Annotated in this window: 14 protein-coding genes and 2 pseudogenes; 6 read left to right on the forward strand and 10 right to left on the reverse strand. The window is 73.4% G+C overall.

What is annotated here, in order from left to right; all coding sequences use genetic code 11:
* Positions 1–142: 142 nt before the first annotated feature.
* Positions 143–388, forward strand: a complete 246-nt coding sequence (locus tag GUY61_RS22830) for a hypothetical protein (protein ID WP_166632102.1) — start codon at positions 143–145, stop codon at positions 386–388.
* 34 nt (positions 389–422) lie between these two features.
* Here the strand turns inward: GUY61_RS22830 and GUY61_RS22835 are convergent, their stop codons facing one another.
* The 3 genes from GUY61_RS22835 to GUY61_RS22845 form a co-directional block, all read right to left on the reverse strand.
* Positions 423–1,187 carry a polyprenol monophosphomannose synthase gene (locus GUY61_RS22835; protein WP_166632103.1) on the reverse strand — a complete coding sequence of 255 codons (765 nt, stop codon included), beginning with the start codon at positions 1,185–1,187 and terminating at the stop codon, positions 423–425.
* Positions 1,188–1,672: 485 nt separating this feature from the next.
* Entirely contained in the window at positions 1,673–3,316 is a 1,644-nt protein-coding gene (locus tag GUY61_RS22840) for an amidohydrolase (protein ID WP_166632104.1), read from the reverse strand.
* Between the two features lie 130 nt (positions 3,317–3,446).
* Positions 3,447–3,887 (reverse strand): Lrp/AsnC family transcriptional regulator, encoded by a 441-nt coding sequence (locus GUY61_RS22845; RefSeq protein WP_166632105.1) that lies wholly within the window; start codon positions 3,885–3,887, stop codon positions 3,447–3,449.
* Between the two features lie 203 nt (positions 3,888–4,090).
* On the opposite strand from GUY61_RS22845, the gene GUY61_RS22850 reads away from it, so the two are divergent.
* Entirely contained in the window at positions 4,091–4,528 is a 438-nt protein-coding gene (locus GUY61_RS22850; RefSeq protein ID WP_166632106.1) for a hypothetical protein, read from the forward strand.
* 247 nt (positions 4,529–4,775) lie between these two features.
* Here the strand turns inward: GUY61_RS22850 and GUY61_RS22855 are convergent, their stop codons facing one another.
* The 5 genes and pseudogenes from GUY61_RS22855 to GUY61_RS22875 all read right to left on the reverse strand — a co-directional run bounded on the left by GUY61_RS22855 (position 4,776) and on the right by GUY61_RS22875 (position 8,892).
* The gene (locus GUY61_RS22855) at positions 4,776–4,946 is read right to left on the reverse strand and encodes a hypothetical protein (protein ID WP_166632107.1); all 171 of its coding nucleotides are present in this window, start codon (positions 4,944–4,946) and stop codon (positions 4,776–4,778) included.
* Positions 4,947–5,170: 224 nt separating this feature from the next.
* Positions 5,171–6,400, reverse strand: a complete 1,230-nt coding sequence (locus GUY61_RS22860; RefSeq protein ID WP_166632108.1) for an acyl-CoA dehydrogenase family protein — start codon at positions 6,398–6,400, stop codon at positions 5,171–5,173.
* Positions 6,401–6,900: 500 nt separating this feature from the next.
* Positions 6,901–7,512 (reverse strand): annotated as a pseudogene (locus GUY61_RS22865) (TetR/AcrR family transcriptional regulator); the annotation flags it as partial.
* A 127-nt stretch (positions 7,513–7,639) separates the two neighbouring features.
* Positions 7,640–8,557, reverse strand: coding sequence for a hypothetical protein (locus tag GUY61_RS22870; protein WP_166632110.1), 918 nt, complete (start codon positions 8,555–8,557; stop codon positions 7,640–7,642).
* A gap of 164 nt (positions 8,558–8,721) precedes the next feature.
* Positions 8,722–8,892, reverse strand: coding sequence for an SCO1431 family membrane protein (locus tag GUY61_RS22875; RefSeq protein WP_166632111.1), 171 nt, complete (start codon positions 8,890–8,892; stop codon positions 8,722–8,724).
* A 181-nt stretch (positions 8,893–9,073) separates the two neighbouring features.
* Between GUY61_RS22875 and GUY61_RS22880 the strand changes: the two genes are divergently transcribed.
* A complete protein-coding gene (locus GUY61_RS22880) occupies positions 9,074–9,424 on the forward strand; it encodes a DUF6479 family protein (protein WP_166632112.1) in 351 nt (116 codons plus the stop codon).
* A gap of 41 nt (positions 9,425–9,465) precedes the next feature.
* Positions 9,466–10,119: a phosphoribosyltransferase gene (locus GUY61_RS22885; RefSeq protein WP_166632113.1), complete on the forward strand. Its 654-nt coding sequence runs from the start codon at positions 9,466–9,468 to the stop codon at positions 10,117–10,119.
* Positions 10,120–10,173: 54 nt separating this feature from the next.
* Here GUY61_RS22885 and GUY61_RS22890 read toward each other — a convergent pair.
* Together GUY61_RS22890 and GUY61_RS22895 are read right to left on the reverse strand one after the other, a co-directional pair.
* Positions 10,174–11,318 (reverse strand): annotated as a pseudogene (locus GUY61_RS22890) (alcohol dehydrogenase catalytic domain-containing protein).
* A 60-nt stretch (positions 11,319–11,378) separates the two neighbouring features.
* Positions 11,379–12,812, reverse strand: a complete 1,434-nt coding sequence (locus GUY61_RS22895) for a peptidase C39 family protein (protein WP_166632114.1) — start codon at positions 12,810–12,812, stop codon at positions 11,379–11,381.
* A 192-nt stretch (positions 12,813–13,004) separates the two neighbouring features.
* On the opposite strand from GUY61_RS22895, the gene GUY61_RS22900 reads away from it, so the two are divergent.
* Both GUY61_RS22900 and GUY61_RS22905 read left to right on the forward strand, forming a co-directional pair.
* The gene (locus GUY61_RS22900; RefSeq protein WP_398956541.1) at positions 13,005–13,616 is read left to right on the forward strand and encodes a uridine kinase; all 612 of its coding nucleotides are present in this window, start codon (positions 13,005–13,007) and stop codon (positions 13,614–13,616) included.
* 410 nt (positions 13,617–14,026) lie between these two features.
* The coding region (locus GUY61_RS22905) for a tetratricopeptide repeat protein (RefSeq protein WP_398956544.1) at positions 14,027–15,031 on the forward strand (1,005 nt) is incomplete at its 3' end.

Below are 15,031 nucleotides of genomic sequence, written 5' to 3' on the forward strand. Positions count from 1 at the left end.
GGCGGGACGGGGGTCGGTGCGCCTGTCGTCATGGTCCCAGTGTGCCCGGACGCGGCTCATGACGGCGTAAGGAGATCCCCTAGGGGTACCAGGGCCGCGTGCCCTCCGCGAGGAGGAGGCACGACGGACGAGGAGAGCGGACATGAGCGACGACCGAACACGGGGGACATCGGAGGAGGAGCACTCCGGGATCCCCCGGGACATGCCGGACCAGCAGGCCGACAAGGACTCCCCCGATCCGTGGGACGTGGGGACGGGCGCGGACGCCGGCGAGGAGAGGGGGCAGGACGTCCCGGACGCGGACGAGTCCGGGAGCGAGCGGCGCGCAGCCCAGCAGCCCGAGGGCGTGCCGACGGATCACCCCGAGCCCGAGGAGCCCGCGGACTGAGCGGGCCGCCCGGCTGCCGTGTGCCGCCCCGTGCTCAGTGCTTGCGGCCGAGCAGCTTGTTCACCCGCGTGCCCACGCCCCACGCGGTGACCCGCCACAGGGCCTCGACCAGGATGTCGCGGCTCATCTTGGAGTCACCGATCTCCCGCTCGACGAAGGTGATGGGCACCTCCACCACGTGGTATCCGGCCTCGACGGCGCGCCGGGCCAGGTCGACCTGGAAGCAGTAGCCCTGCGAGGCGACCTGGTCCATGCCGAGGCCTTCGAGGGTCTCCTTGCGGAAGGCCCGGTAGCCGCCGGTGACGTCCCGCAGCGGCACGTCGAGCAGCACCCTGGAGTACATGCTCCCGCCGCGGGAGATGAACTCCCGGTGCCTGGGCCAGTTGACGATCCGTCCGCCCGGCACCCAGCGCGAGCCCAGCACCAGATCCGCGTTCTTCAGGGCGGTCAGCAGCCGGGGCAGTTCCTCGGGCTGGTGGGAGCCGTCGGCGTCCATCTCGATCAGCACGCCGAAGCCGTTGTCGATGCCCCAGCGGAATCCGGCGAGGTAGGCGGCGCCGAGCCCTTCCTTGCCCTTGCGGTGCAGCACACGGACCTGGTCGTCCGCGGACGCGAGCTCGTCGGCGATCTTCCCGGTGCCGTCCGGGCTGTTGTCGTCGGCGACCAGGATGTGCGCCTCGGGCACGGCCGCGCGCACCCGGGTCACGATGGGCTTGATGTTCTCCGCCTCGTTGTAGGTCGGAATGATCACCAAGGCCGTACCGAGTGGACCGTACTGCCGCTGACCGCCGTCGTTCACTGTTGCCCCTTCTCCTTCAACAGGGCCACCTTAGCGATTGCCCGCCGGAGCACGGCGACAGACGCGGGCGCAGGGCGAGGGGAATCTGCGGATCGGGGCCCGGCGCCCTTCGGGCCGGCCAGGGACCCGCTGGCTGCGGGTCGACCGAGAGCCGTTGTCTACTGAGCGTCCGGGCCCCACCCGGGTCGCACCCACCGGCCGGCTGAGACGTTCCCGTGCCCCCGATGCGGGCACTGAGCCTGGCTCCCAGGCGGCGCCCCGGTACGGGCGCCACCCCGTGCTCAGCGGCGTTCGACGACAGCTCGGGCGCTCACCGGACGGACGTGAAGGTGTGGACCCGGCCGAAACTACCCGCCCTCCGCCGCACCCTGTCAACACTCTTGCGACCTGCGGACTTTCAGCGAACTCCCAGGTCAGAGCGGGGCACCGGGGCCCGGCCCGCACCGCAGAAGGGGCACACCGTCCGGCCTGCCGGACGCCGTCGCTCACTCGTCCGGGCGTACGAACACGGTGTGCCCGCCGACGACGGTGCGCAGGCAGACGGGCAGGCCGGCGCCGGGGCTCAGGTCGGGCAGGCCGGGCGTCCCCGAGCGTGGGTCGGTGGACCAGCGGGCGACCCGGTCGTCGGGGGCCTGGACGACCAGTTCCCCGGTCCGCCAGACCGCGTAGTCGGCGGGTGCACCGGGGACCAGCATCCCCGCGTCGTCGCGGCCGACGGCCCGCCAGCCGCCGCGGGTGTGGGCGGTGAAGGCCGCCCGGACGGAGATCCGGTGCTCGGGGGTGCGGTGGAAGGCGGCGGCCCGGACGGTGCCCCAGGGGTCGAAGGGGGTGACCGGGCTGTCCGAACCGAAGGCGAGCGGAACCCCGGCGCGCAGCAGCGCCGCGAACGGGTTCAGGGTGCGGGCGCGTCCGGCCCCGAGCCGCTCGGCGTACATGCCGTCCTCGCCGCCCCAGGCCGCGTCGAAGGCGGGCTGCACGGAGGCGGTGAGTCCGAGCTCTGCGAAGGCCGCGACGGTGTCGGGTGTCAGCATCTCCGCGTGCTCGACGCGGTGCCTGGCGGCCCGGACGCGGGGAAGCCCCACCTTGTCCGCGGCCGCGCGCACGCCCTCGACGACGGCGGTCAGCGCCGCGTCGCCGATGGCGTGGAAGCCGGCTTGGAGCCCCGCCTCCGTGCAGACCTCGACGTGGGCGGCGACGGCCGCGGCGTCGAGGTGGGCGCTGCCGGTGTGCGGGGCGTCGGCGTAGGGCTCGTGCAGGCAGGCGGTGTGCGAGCCGAGGGAGCCGTCGGCGAAGAGGTCGCCGGCGGCGCCGATCGCGCCGAGGGCGCGTACCTTCTCCGCGTCCCCGGCGTCGTGCACGCGCTCGGCCCAGTAGCCGAAGACGCGGGGCCCCGCCTCCTCGGCGGCGAGCCGCAGCAGCCCGGTCAGGTCGTCCTCGGAGGAGATGTCGGGCCCGCCGCACTCGTGCAGCGAGCCGATACCGAGGGAGGCGGCGTGGGCGCGGGCGGCGCGCTGCGCCTCGGTGCGCTGCTCGGGCGTGACGGCGGCGTAGGCGGCGGCGCGTGCGGCGTGGTGGGCGTCGCCGGTGAGGGGCTGCTCGCGGTGGTGGCCGCTCATGGCGGTGATGCCGGGAACGAGGTCGAGCAGCGCCTGGGTGACGGCGGCCGAGTGGACGTCGATGCGGGTCAGGTAGAGCGGCCTGCCCCCGGTCGCGGCGTCGAGTTCGCCCCGCGACGGCGCTCGCCTCTCGGGCCAGCGCGCCGCGTCCCATCCGTGCCCGAGCAGGATCCGCTCCCCGGGCCTGGCCGCCGCGTGGGCGCGTACGAGGTCGAGGGCCTCGGCCAGGGTCGCGGCCCGGGACAGGTCGAGGCCGGTCAGCGCGAGGCCGGTGGCGGTGGTGTGCACATGGGCGTCGGTGAAGGCGGGGGTGACCAGGGCCCCCCGGAGGTCGACGGTCTCGTCCACACCTTCGGCGAAGGCGTCCGCGGCTCCTTCCGAGCCGACCCAGGCGACGTGTCCGCGTTCGACGACCATCGCGGTGGCGAAGGGGTCGGCGGGACTGTGGACTTCGCCACCGCGCAGCAGCACGGTGCGGGGTTCCCCGTGGTGGGGGGCGGCGCTCTTGCTCATGGTGAACAGTCTCTCCCCTGCCCGGGGTGCGCCGGACGCCGGGTGGCCCGTGGCGCGCGCGGGCGGGCGCCGCGCGGCGTGGGGCGGACACCTGGCGGGCGCGGTTGGGCGGCCGCCGTACGGCGCGCCGTCAGATGCGGGGCGGGCGCGCCTCGTAGGGCGTGGAGAGAACGATCGTCGTCCGCGTGGAGACGCCCGCGAGGGTACGGACGCGGGTGAGGAGGTGCTCCAGCTCGAGGGGCGTGGCGACGCGGACCTTGAGGATGTAGTTCTCCTCACCGGCGACGCTGTGGCAGGCCTCGATCTCGGGCACGTCGGCGAGGCGTTCCGCGATGTCGTCGGGGGCACTGGGGTCGAAGGGCTTCACCGAGATGAACGCGGTGAGCGGCAGCCCGACCGCCTCGGGGTCCACGACGGCGGCGTACCCGCGGATGACTCCTCGCTGTTCCAGCCGGCGCACGCGCTGATGCACGGCCGAGGTGGACAGGCCGGTGGCCTTGCCCAGGTCGGTGTAGCTCATGCGGCCGTCCTTGACTAGCAAGTCCACGATCTGACGATCCAGCTCCTCCATAGCGGATCAAGCTACTGGTCCGGACCCGAAAGACCCAGTCGAGAACCGGCACCCGAGGCATCTGCGGCAGGCATGTGACGAACGCCACAGACTTGCGGACCCTGTCCTGACGGGTCGGAGATTACGGGCTCATCACGGCGGGAAATGCTTGCTGTGGTCGAGGCCGCAGTGCCTTGTCGGCCCACCCGAGGGGGAGTAACCACATGCAGAGCCTGAAGCGCCCCGGTCGCAGCGCCCGTACCCGGCAGCAGGAGCCGGTCGTCGCGCCCGAGCCGGAGGCGGTCGATTCCGCCGAGGACGAGATCGACCCCGACGCCTACGACACCTTCGAGATGTTCCGGGTGCTGTGCCCGGACTGCCAGCAGCCCATCGCGCTGCTCGCGGAGGAGGACGTACTGCCGGAGCACGCCAAGTGCCCCACGCCGTGGAACCCCTTCGGGCTCCAGGTGTGCGCGGGGTCGGGCCGTCCGGTCGACTCGACGCGGCCCGCCGACGAGTCCTTCGAGGTGCAGGAGCAGGACACCGCGCTGCTGCTCACGCTGCCGCAGGGCCTGGACTGGCGGATGCAGCCCTTCTCCCACGTGGGGGGACCCGGCTCGCGACCGATGAGGATGCCGCGGGTGCGGGGCCGGGCCGCCTGAGCCGCCTCGGCCGCCCTCACCGACGAGCCCCGGCTCGTCGCTTCACCACCCCGCACCCACCCGGCTCGGCCGCCGCCCGGCAGGCCCGCCCCCGCGGGCCCGGGCCCCGGCGCGCACCCGTTCGGCGTGCGTCAGGCGGGTGCGCGTCAGCCAGGTGCCGCGCGTCATGGGGCTGAACGCGAGGCGGATGTGCGCCGCGGGCGGCCCGCGTCACGCCGTGGCCCGCCCGCCTGCCGGGCGGGTCGGTCTAGGCGGCGAGGTCGGGGCTGACCGCCGTCGCCCACTGGGCCAGCAGCTGCTCGTACTCCTCCGCCGGCCACTCGCCGCCCGCCTGCGCCTCGACGAGCATGCGGATCGCCTCGTTGGCGGCCGCGGCATCGGGTCGTGCGGAACCAGAGTCGGATGAGTGGAAGGACATGCGTACGACGATACGCGCAAGAGTCGTCACGATACCCCCATAGGACCGTGACTCGACAGTGACCTTCCTCGCATTCGCAGCCGAAGACGTTTAACATTCTTCGATTCCGGCGAGAAAAGTGGGCCACATCACCGTGGAATGCGGTCGAACCCACGGACGTGTCCGGATTCCGGTGCCGATGAGCCCACGCCCACGCACCCGCGCGCCGAGCGCCCGGAGCTTCCTCATCCCGTGTCCGCCTCGGACGGAGGCTCCGCCGGGTCCGGCCGGCGTGACTCGGACCGGCGTGACTCGGGCCCCAGGAGGTGACGGGCCACGACCATCCGCTGGATCTGGTTGGTCCCCTCGACGATCTGCAGCACCTTCGCCTCCCGCATGTACCGCTCGACGGGGAAGTCCGCGGTGTAGCCGTAGCCACCGAGGACCTGCACGGCATCGGTGGTGACACGCATCGCGGAGTCGGTGCAGAAGAGCTTGGCCATGGCGGCCTGTGCGGAGAACGGCTCCCCGGCGTCGCGCAGCCGTGCCGCCGCGAGGTAGAGCGCCCGGCCGGCCTCGATCAGGGTGGCCATGTCGGCGAGCATGAAGCGCAGCCCCTGGAAGTCGGCGACGGGGCGGCCGAACTGCTCGCGTCCGGCGGCGTAGGCGCACGCCTCGTCCAGCGCGGCCTGCGCGAGGCCGACGGCGCAGGCCGCGATGCCGAGCCGCCCGGAGTCCAGGGCGGACAGCGCGATGGCGAAGCCCTGCCCCTCTGCGCCGATGCGCCGGCCGTCGGGGACGCGCACGCCGTCGAAGTGCAGTTGGGCGGTGGGTGAGCCCTTCAGTCCCATCTTCTTCTCGGGTGCGGCGGCCTGGAGTCCCGCGGCGTCACCCGGCACCAGGAAGGCGGTGATGCCGCGCGGCCCCTCGCCTCCGGTGCGGGCGAGCACGGTGTAGAAGTCGGCGAGACCGCCGTGGGTGATCCAGGCCTTGGTACCGGTGATCAGCCAGTCGTCGCCGTCGCGGACCGCCCTCGTCCGCAGGCTCGCGGCGTCGGAGCCCGAGGAGGGCTCGGAGAGGCAGTAGGCGCCGAGCCGTCCGCCGGCGAGCATGCCGGGGAGGTGCAGGGACCGCTGCTCCTCCGTGCCGTAGCCGGCGACGGCGTGACAGGCCAGGGTGTGGACGCCGAGGCCGAGTCCGACGGTGAGGCGGGCGGCGGCCAGTTCCTCGACGGCCTGGAGGTAGACCTCGTAGGGCTGGTCGCCGCCGCCGTACGCCGAGTCGTAGGGCAGTCCGAGCAGCCCGGCCTCGGACAGCAGGCGGAAGGTCTCGCGGGGAAAGCGGCCGGCCTCCTCCTCGTCGGCCGCCACGGGCGCGATCTCACGCCGGATCATTCCGCGCAGGAGCGCGAACAGGTCCCGGGCCTCATCGGTGGGCAGCCGGCGCTCCACCGGCTGCGGTGCACTGTCGGTCATGGCGGCGCTCCTCCCTGTCGGGACGCCGGGGCGGTCCGGCCCGCGGGTGGGGCGGCGCCGCCCGGACTCGCTCGTGCCGGTCCTGCGCCGGTCCTGCCGTCCCGGGTCCCGGAACCGGGCTGACCAGCGGCCGCGGCAGGTTGAGTATGCCCGGCCGGGCGCTCTCCCTCACCCGCCGCGAGGACGGTCCGAGCCGCGAGGACAGCCCGAGGGACACGCCGGCGCGACGACCAGGGCCGTGCCGGAGCGGGACGGCGGCGGCTCGGTGATGGCCCCGGTCCTCGTCCTGCCTGCGCTCAAGACCCTTCCGGGAGGCGCACGGCGGCTGTCCGCGCGGGAGCGGGAGCACCGGGCGTAACCGCGGTGGCGGGCGCCGCAGCCGGTGCGGGGCCCGCCTGCGCCGGGACCGGGCCGGCCTGCGCCGCCTCGGGGCCCGTGGATCCCGCGGGTGCGGCCGCGGCGGGGACGGAGGCGGGCGGGCGCAGCGGCAGCGGGCCGGTGGGCGCGGGCCAGTCCGGCTCCAGCTCGCCGATGGCGCGCAGCGCGTCACCGAGCGCCCGCACGAGCAGGCTGCCGACGGTCTCGTGGGGCAGTTCCTGGTGGGACAGCCAGTCGAGGGTGACGCCCTCGACACTGCACATCCAGCCGAGCAGGGTGGTGCGGGCGATCTGCGGTATGTCCCGCCGCCCGTAAGCGCCCTCGGCGATGGTGCTGATCATCTCCTGGCGCACGGCCTGCCGTATCGCCATCACCTCGGAGTCGAAGCCGACGCCGCCTGTGACGATCGTGCGGAAGGACGCCTCGTGCGTCTTCGCGAACAGCAGGAAGCCCTCGACGGCCCGGAGGGCGCGCTGCTCGGGCGGCAGGTCCGCGCCGCTCGACGCCAGGGTGATGAAGGACGCCACCGAGTCCTCGACGATCGCGAGGTAGTAGCCGCGCTTGGACTTGAAGTAGTAGTAGATCAGTCCTTTGGCGACGCCGGCGTGCCGGGCGATGTCGTCCATCGACAGGGCGTCGTAGGACGTGTCGGCGAACAGCTTCCGCCCGGTGGCGATGAGTGCGGCACGGCGGGCCCGGGAGCGCCCGGTGCCGCGTTGCTCGCTCTTGTTCAAACTCGGCCTCGGTGTTCGACTGCCGAAACTGCCGGTGGACCCCCGAAGTATGGCAGAGGAGCCACCACCACGTTCCTCGTACGGCCCTCCTGGACGTTCCCCCGCGGACGGGTCCTCCGGTCTCCGCTCACCTCGTGCGCAGCTCCCTCGCCACGGCGGTGTCCCCCTGCGGCGTGACGGCGAACCACCGGCCGTCGATGCCGTGGCCGGTGATGTCGCCGGGCGCACGGTCGCCCGCGTACCGGTACAGCGCCCAGCCGTCGAGGGTGAGCTGGCGGCGGCCGCCGGACAGGGTGAGCACCCCCAGCCGGCCGGGTTCGACGCCGGTGACCTCGTCGAGGATGACCGGAAAGGCCGGCTGCCAGGATTCGGGACAGTCCACCGCGCACGACGACTCGCCCCGGCGGTCCGTGCCCTGACGGTAGAGGGTACGGCCCTCGAAGTCCTGGACGATGCTGCCGAGCTCCGGGCTCTCGGCGGCGGCGAGGGCGGGCGGCCGCTTGGCGGCCACGGCGCCGTCGGGGCCGGCGGCGAACCAGGCGCCGCGCAGACCGTGGCCCGAGGTGGACCCGGGTTCGTCGTCCTCGGCGTAGCGGTACAGCGGCCGCCCGGCGAGGGTGAGCTGAGTGCTGCCGTCCGCGCGGGTGACGGTGCCGAGCAGTCCGGGCTCGATCCCCGGGCCGGCCTCGGCGCCCTCGCCGGGGACCGGTGGCCAGGTGGCGGCGCACGCGTCCTCGCAGAGCGAGCGCGGCGGGTCGTCGGAGTCGCCTTCGTAGCGGTAAAGGGTGTTGCCCTCGGCGTCGGTCACCACTCGGCCCAGTGCGCCGTCCAGCCGCACCGTGACCTTCACCGGCCGGGCCGCGCCCTCGCCCTGTCTCGCCCGGCCGAAGACGGCCTGCGAGGTGCGCGCGGGTGAGGAGCGCCCCACGGGGGTGTTGTCGTCGGCGGGAACGGAGGCTCCCTCCCCGCGCGCCGCACAGCTCACGGCGGACAGCATCACGAGCACGCTCGCAGCCGCCACCGACGTACCCCGCCACGTCCCCACGCCGCACACCCTCCGCTCGTTCGCCCGTGCCCGGGCCTCCCGGCGCAGCAGAGGAGCGCCGGTGGTCCCATGTACGGACAGGGCGCAGGAAGTGTTCAAAGGGGAGCGCGCAAGACGGCGCGGAGCGCCCTCCGCACAGGGCCGGAGCAGGCCGGGCGCAGGGGTCAGAGCAGGCCGAGCCGCGTGACGAGCATCGCGAGGACCACGACGAGCACCCAGCCCGCGACGTGCTCCAGGATCTCGGGGCCCTCCTTCGGCCCGCCGGTCCGGGCGCGGACGGCACGTTTCAAGGCCGTCGCGGTCATGTTCGTCGCGGTCGTGGCCGTCGCGGTCATGGTCCTGCACCTCACGGGTCTCGCTGCCTCCCCCCTACGGCGAGCCACCCTGCCAGTCACGGACGGCTCACCGAAAGGGCCCGGTACGCCCGAGAGGCGTAGCATTTGTCACAGGTGACTGGTTGGAAGCCCCCCGGGTACCCGGGGTCACATGCGAACACCGAACCAAGCAGTGGTGACCATGGATATCGCCGTAACCCGCGATCTGCTCATCGGGATCGCCCCCTTCGTGGCCGGCCTGGTGGTGGTCGGCATGCTGATCGGCGCCTTCGTCCTCGGACGCCGCATCAGGGACCGTGAACCGGCGCCCCCCACCCCCGAGGAACAGCCGCACCTGCCTCCGACCGGCCCGGTCCGGGAGATCCAGGAGGAGCGGGAGCCCGAGGAGGTTCCTCAGACCGACTTCGCCCACCGGCTGCTGCCGCACGAGTTCCAGGGCTTCGGCAACGAGGGCACCCACTCCAGCAAGCGTCCGCGTCCCACGTGGAGCGGGAAGTCGGGCGGCTTCGGCAGCGGCGGCGTCGGCGGTTAGGTCCCGCGGCGGCGCGGGACTGCGCGGAGGGAGTCGACGGGATGCTTTACCACGACCGCAGGCAGGCAGGAGAGGCTCTTGCCCGGCGGCTGAGGCTGCTGCAGGAGAAGGGCGAGCTGCACCACCCGGTGGTGCTGGGCCTGCCACGCGGCGGCGTGATCGTCGCCGAGGAGGTCGCGCAGGCCCTGCGCGCCCCGCTCGACGTGCTCGTCGTGCGCAAGCTCGGCGCCCCGGACCACCCGGAGCTCGCCGTCGGGGCGATCGCCGGTGACGGACCGCCGTACTACGACCACGGGCTCATGGCGCAGCTGCACCTCACGGAGGAGTCCCTGGCGCCCGTGCTGGAACGGGAACGTGCGGAGCTGAGGCGCCGGGAGCGGCTGTACCGCGGGGACGAACCGCCGCCCGAGCTGGCCGGGCGTGCCGTCCTCGTGGTGGACGACGGCCTGGCCACCGGTTCGACGGCCCGCGCCGCCCTGCGTGCGGTGCGCGCGCAGTCTCCCGACCGCCTGGTGCTCGCGGTGCCCGTCGGCTCCTTCGACGGGGTCGCGACGCTGCGCCGCGAGGCGGACGAGATCATCTGCCTGGAGCGGCCGGTGGCGTTCGGGTCGGTCGGGTACTGGTACGAGGAGTTCGAGCAGGTCACCGACGAGCAGGTGCTGCGGGTGCTGCGGGGGGCCCGGCACTGGGCCTGACAGACGTCCGAAAGCACCGGGCCGCGGGTGAGGGGCGAGGGGACCGGAAGGAGTTCAGGGCCGCAGGAGGACCTTGATCGCTCCTTCCTCCTTGCGCTGGAAGATCTCGTAGGCGTGCGGTGCCTCGTCCAGCGGGAGGTGGTGGGTGGCGAAACCGTCCACGCCGAGCGGGTCGTCGTCGGTGGGGAGCGGCAAGATCTCATCGCTCCAGCGGCGTACGTTGGCCTGCCCCATCCGCACTTGAGCTGCTTGTCGAACATGGTCATCAGGGGCAGCGGATCCGCCATCCCGCCGTACACACCGCTGAGCGAGACGGTCCCGCCCCTGCGTGCGAGCGCGATCGCCGGCTTCAGGGCGGTCAGCCGGTCGGTGCCGGCCTTCTCGGTGAGCTTGGCGGCCCAGTTGCGCGGCAGCATGCCCGCGACCTGCTGGGCGGTACGGCCGAAGGGGCTGCCGTGCGCCTCGGCGCCGACGGCGTCGACGACCGCGTCGGGGCCCCGTCCGCCGGTGCGGTCGAGGACGGCGGCCACGAGCGGTTCCTGACCGTCGAACTCCCGCAGGTCGAAGACCTCGACGCCGCGCTCCCTGGCACGGCTCAGCCGCTCGGGGACCAGGTCGACGCCGATGACGTGCTCGGCGCCGAGGTGCATCGCCACCCGGCAGGACATGTCACCGATGGGGCCCAGGCCGAGGACGCAGAGGGTGCCGCCGCGCGGAACATCGGCGTACTTGACCGCCTGCCAGGCCGTCGGGAGAACGTCCGAGAGGTAGACGAAGCGGTCGTCCGGCGGGCCCTGGGGGATCTTGATCGGACCGTACTGGGCCTGCGGCACCCGCAGGTACTCGGCCTGCGCGCCGGGGACCTGGCCGTAGAGCTTGGTGTGACCGAAGATCTCGGCGCCCATGCCGTGCTCGCGCACCTGGGTGGTCTCGCACTGCGTGGGCAGGCCCTGCCCGCACATCCAGCAGTGGCCGCAGGCGATCTGGAAGGGGACCACGACGCGGTCGCCCGGGGCCAGGCCGGTCACCTCGGCGCCGACCTCCTCGACGATGCCCATGGGCTCGTGGCCGAGGATGTCCCCGGGCGTCATGAACGGGGTGAGGACCTCGTAGAGATGCAGGTCGGAACCGCACAGTCCGGTCGAGATGGGGTCGGGCACGGTGTCCACGCGGACGTCGCGCTTCGCGTGCCAGGTCACGGCTTTTACGGTGGGCTTCCCCTGTTCCGGTCGGGAAGCCCAGCGGGTACCCGCGGGGGCTCAGCGGATGCCGACCGCCTTCAGCGCCCGGCACTGGGCGGCGCTCGGGCGGGCGGGGAAGTACACGTAACAGATGCCGCCGGTGCCGGAGACGATCTTGCCGCTCGCGTTGTACCGCTTCGTCCTCAGCCAGATCGTCTCGAACTCCCGGCGCCGGTAGACGCGGCGCACGGCCTCGTTGGTGGGCGAGGCGGGGTCGTTGGCGACGACGTCGCCGTCCCCGGTGAAGCCGATGACGGTCATCAGATGCCCGGATGTGCCGTAGCCCGCTCCGGTCAGCTCCTCCCTGAGGAAGGACTGCGACGTGATCAGCGGGATTCCCGCGCGGACCAGCGTCTCGGCCTCGGTCAGCGAGCCGAGCCTGGTCACCACGCCCTGCATGTCCCGGTAGGTGGCCGCGTAGGCGGCGTTGAACGGCCAGTTGCCGCAGCCCTCGTACTCGTGGTCGTAGGTGAAACGGGCGGCGTGGCAGACCTGGGGGTCGGTGTACTCCGGATCGACCCAGGCCAGATCCTCGGGGGTGGGTTTCCGGCCCCAGTACTCGATGATCATCTGGGAGGAGGTGGGGCTGCACCAGGCCTCGCCGCCGTTGTCGTACTCGGGGTACCGCCCGATGTGGATCTCCTGCGAGTAGCGCGGCACGTCCAGTTCGCGGACGAGGCCGGGAACGGACTCCGGGACCGTGAAGCGGTCGGGGATGTCCGAGGCCATGGCGCCGAGCCGCCACACCGTGGGCGTGACCCTGCTGCCGGGCCTACGGTAGAGGGTCAGCCGCAGGCGGTACGCGACGATGCGCAGCCCCGTCGACGCGTCGTCGACGGCGAGGGTGTCGGTCCAGACGGTGGACCGGCCGTCGCTCTGGCCGTCGAGGGAGGCGCGCCGGATGTCGGCGTCCCCGGCGGCCCAGCGGCCCATGACATACCACGGTGTCCGTGTGCCGTCCGAGTAGTCGCCGAGCAGTTCGACGAGCAGCCAGGTGCCGGCCGGGGTGTGGGCGTTCCAGGACGGGACGAGTTCGGTGGCGGGCACGGCCGGGGTGTGCAGGGGCCCCGTCCAGCGGGCGTACTCCCAGGTGGCGGTGGTCCCGGTGTGCGGGTCGGTGTGGTCACCGCTCCCGGCCGGGGTGCCGATGACGACGCCCGGGCGCTTTCCGCCGATGACGGTGGCGCCCTCGCCGGTGCCGCCGCGCCAGTCGCCGTAGGAGGTCCAGCCTCGGTAGTCGACGAGCCGCCCGCCGGCCGCCCGGCCGGCCCCGGCGGCCGGTCCCGCACCGGACGGGACCGTGCCGGACGGGACCGTGCCGGAGGGAGTGACGCCGGAGGGAGTGACGCCGGACGACGCGGTGGCCGGCACCGCGGCGGAGGCGCTCGCCGCGGTGCCGGCGGCCGCGGCGAGGGCGGCGAGTACGGTCCTGCGCGGGGTGAGTCTGCTCATGGACGGTGGACCCCCAAGTCGGTTCCGGAAACGGCGCCGGAAGATCACCTCTGATCGACAGTGCGCCAACTATGGCCGCTTCCGGGCAGCGTCTTCCAGCGCTTCGACGCGCGTCGCGACAACCAGTATTGGTGTGGACCGGTGGCACGGGCCGCGGCGTCGCCGTACCGGCGCCGTACCCTGGTGCCGGTGATCAGGCCCGCCCCCGCCTCCGGCCCCGCGCCCGGTTCTCTCGCAGCCCTGGCGCGCGAACTCTCCGCCCTGCCGCCCTCCTGCGGCCCGGTGCGGCTGGTCGCCGTGGACGGCCACGCGGGCGCGGGCAAGACCACCTTCGCCGCCCGGCTGGCCGAGGCGCTCGGCGGCGCCCCCGTGCTGCATCTCGACGACCTCGCCACCCACACGGAGCCCTTCGCCTGGACCGGGCGGCTGCGGGAGCAGGTGACCGGGCCGCTCTCGCGGGGTGAGACGGCGCACTACGCGCCCTACGACTGGAACCGCCGGCGGTTCGGGCCGTCCCGTCCCCTCCGGCCCGCCCCCGTGGTCCTCCTCGAGGGAGTGGGCGCCGGGCGGCGTGCGCTGCGGCCCCTGCTCGCGCGGCTGCTGTGGATGGACCTGCCGCGCGCTCGGTCCTGGGCGCGCGGGCGGCACAGGGACGGCCCCGGCCTGGGCGGCTTCTGGGACGGCTGGGAGGAGGCGGAGCGCGCGCACTTCACCGATGACCCTTCGCGCCCCCACGCGGATCTTCTGGTGCGGCAGTGTCCGCAGGGGTACCAGTTCACTCCCGGGCCTGGTGGGACACGATAGAACCATCCCCTCATCACTCCGTGTGACCACTCGCGGTCGATCCGCTGTCACCGCTCGTCGGAGGTTCGGAGAACCTCAACTCGGCTTGACCCAAGGGCCGTACAGGTCTTACGTTCTCAATGTGCGGTCATTCGGTCGCACCCAGACGCGAAGCCCCCGGTTGTTCCCCCGTGATCGGGGGCTTCGTTCTGCCCGGACGCCTTTCCCGGGCCTTCCCCGCCCCTCCGGGGGCCGTTTTCTCACCCTGGGTCACTGTGCGCCCCCTCCCCGTTCGTTCCCCGGGGTCCTTCGGCGCATCCGCGCCACGCGGGTACGATGCCACCGGTGCGACCGGGTACGGCATCGGGCACGGTTGCAACTCCCGGTCGTGGCACGTGGATTCACTTCCAAGGGGGCGAGTGGGGGACGTGATGGACTTCGGCACGCAGGGACCGAACGCCCCGGCCGAGCTCGCCTGGCTGCGTGGCGTCGACGCCTACACCATGGGCGCGTACCCGCAGGCCGAGGAGGAGTTCAGATCCGCGGTGCGGATCGACCCGGGAATGGCCGACGCCTGGCTGGGCCTGCACGCCCTGCGCGTCGACACGACGACCGCGCTGCTGCGCATGTACCGCCACCGGGACCGCTTCGGCGAGCAGCGCTCCCGCCACCGCCGCACCCTGAACTCCTGGTACTGGCTGGGCTGGTGGGTGCAGCCGGTGCTGGAGACCCCGCGCGACCTGCTGCTCGCGCACGCCTCGCACTGGCTGGACGGCCGGCACGTCCCCGAGCTCGACCGGGCCCTGGCCGGCTGCCCTCCCGTCGACGCCGACCCGCAGGTCCGCTTCCTGCACGCCTGCCGCGCCTACCTCGTCAAGGACTGGGAGCAGCTGGTACGGCACACCGATCCGCTGCTCGACGACCCGCTGCTCGGCATCGAATCCGGGCTGTTCGGCGGCATGGCCCGGGTCCGGCTGGAGATGTACGGGCAGGCCGAGCCGCTGCTGTCGGCGGCCCTGATGCGCTGCCGCAGCGAGCAGCCGCAGCGCAAGGAGCTGCGCTACTGGCTGGCCCGTGCGCACGAGGGCACCGGCCGCAGTGCGGCTGCCCTGCCGCTCTACCGCGCGGTGCACCGGGTCGATCCGGCGTTCATGGACACCTCCGCGCGCCTCGCCGCGATCGCCGAGGGCGACGGCTACGAGGACACGGCGGGACTGGCGGCCGCCGTCTCGCTGTCCGGGCTCGGCCAGGACGCCATGGACGCCCAGGGCGACCCCGACGGCTACTCCCTGCCCGACGCCCTGGACGGCCGGGACCTGCGCACCGGCGGCGACCAGGAGGTGCCCGGCGGATACACCGCCCCCGCCGAGGACGCCGACACGGTGCGGGAGAAGACGTTGCATCCCTCCGCCGGGTCCGCCTCCCCTGCCGCTCCC

The organism is Streptomyces sp. GC420, from assembly GCF_009916105.1.
In the GTDB taxonomy this organism is placed as follows: domain Bacteria; phylum Actinomycetota; class Actinomycetes; order Streptomycetales; family Streptomycetaceae; genus Streptomyces.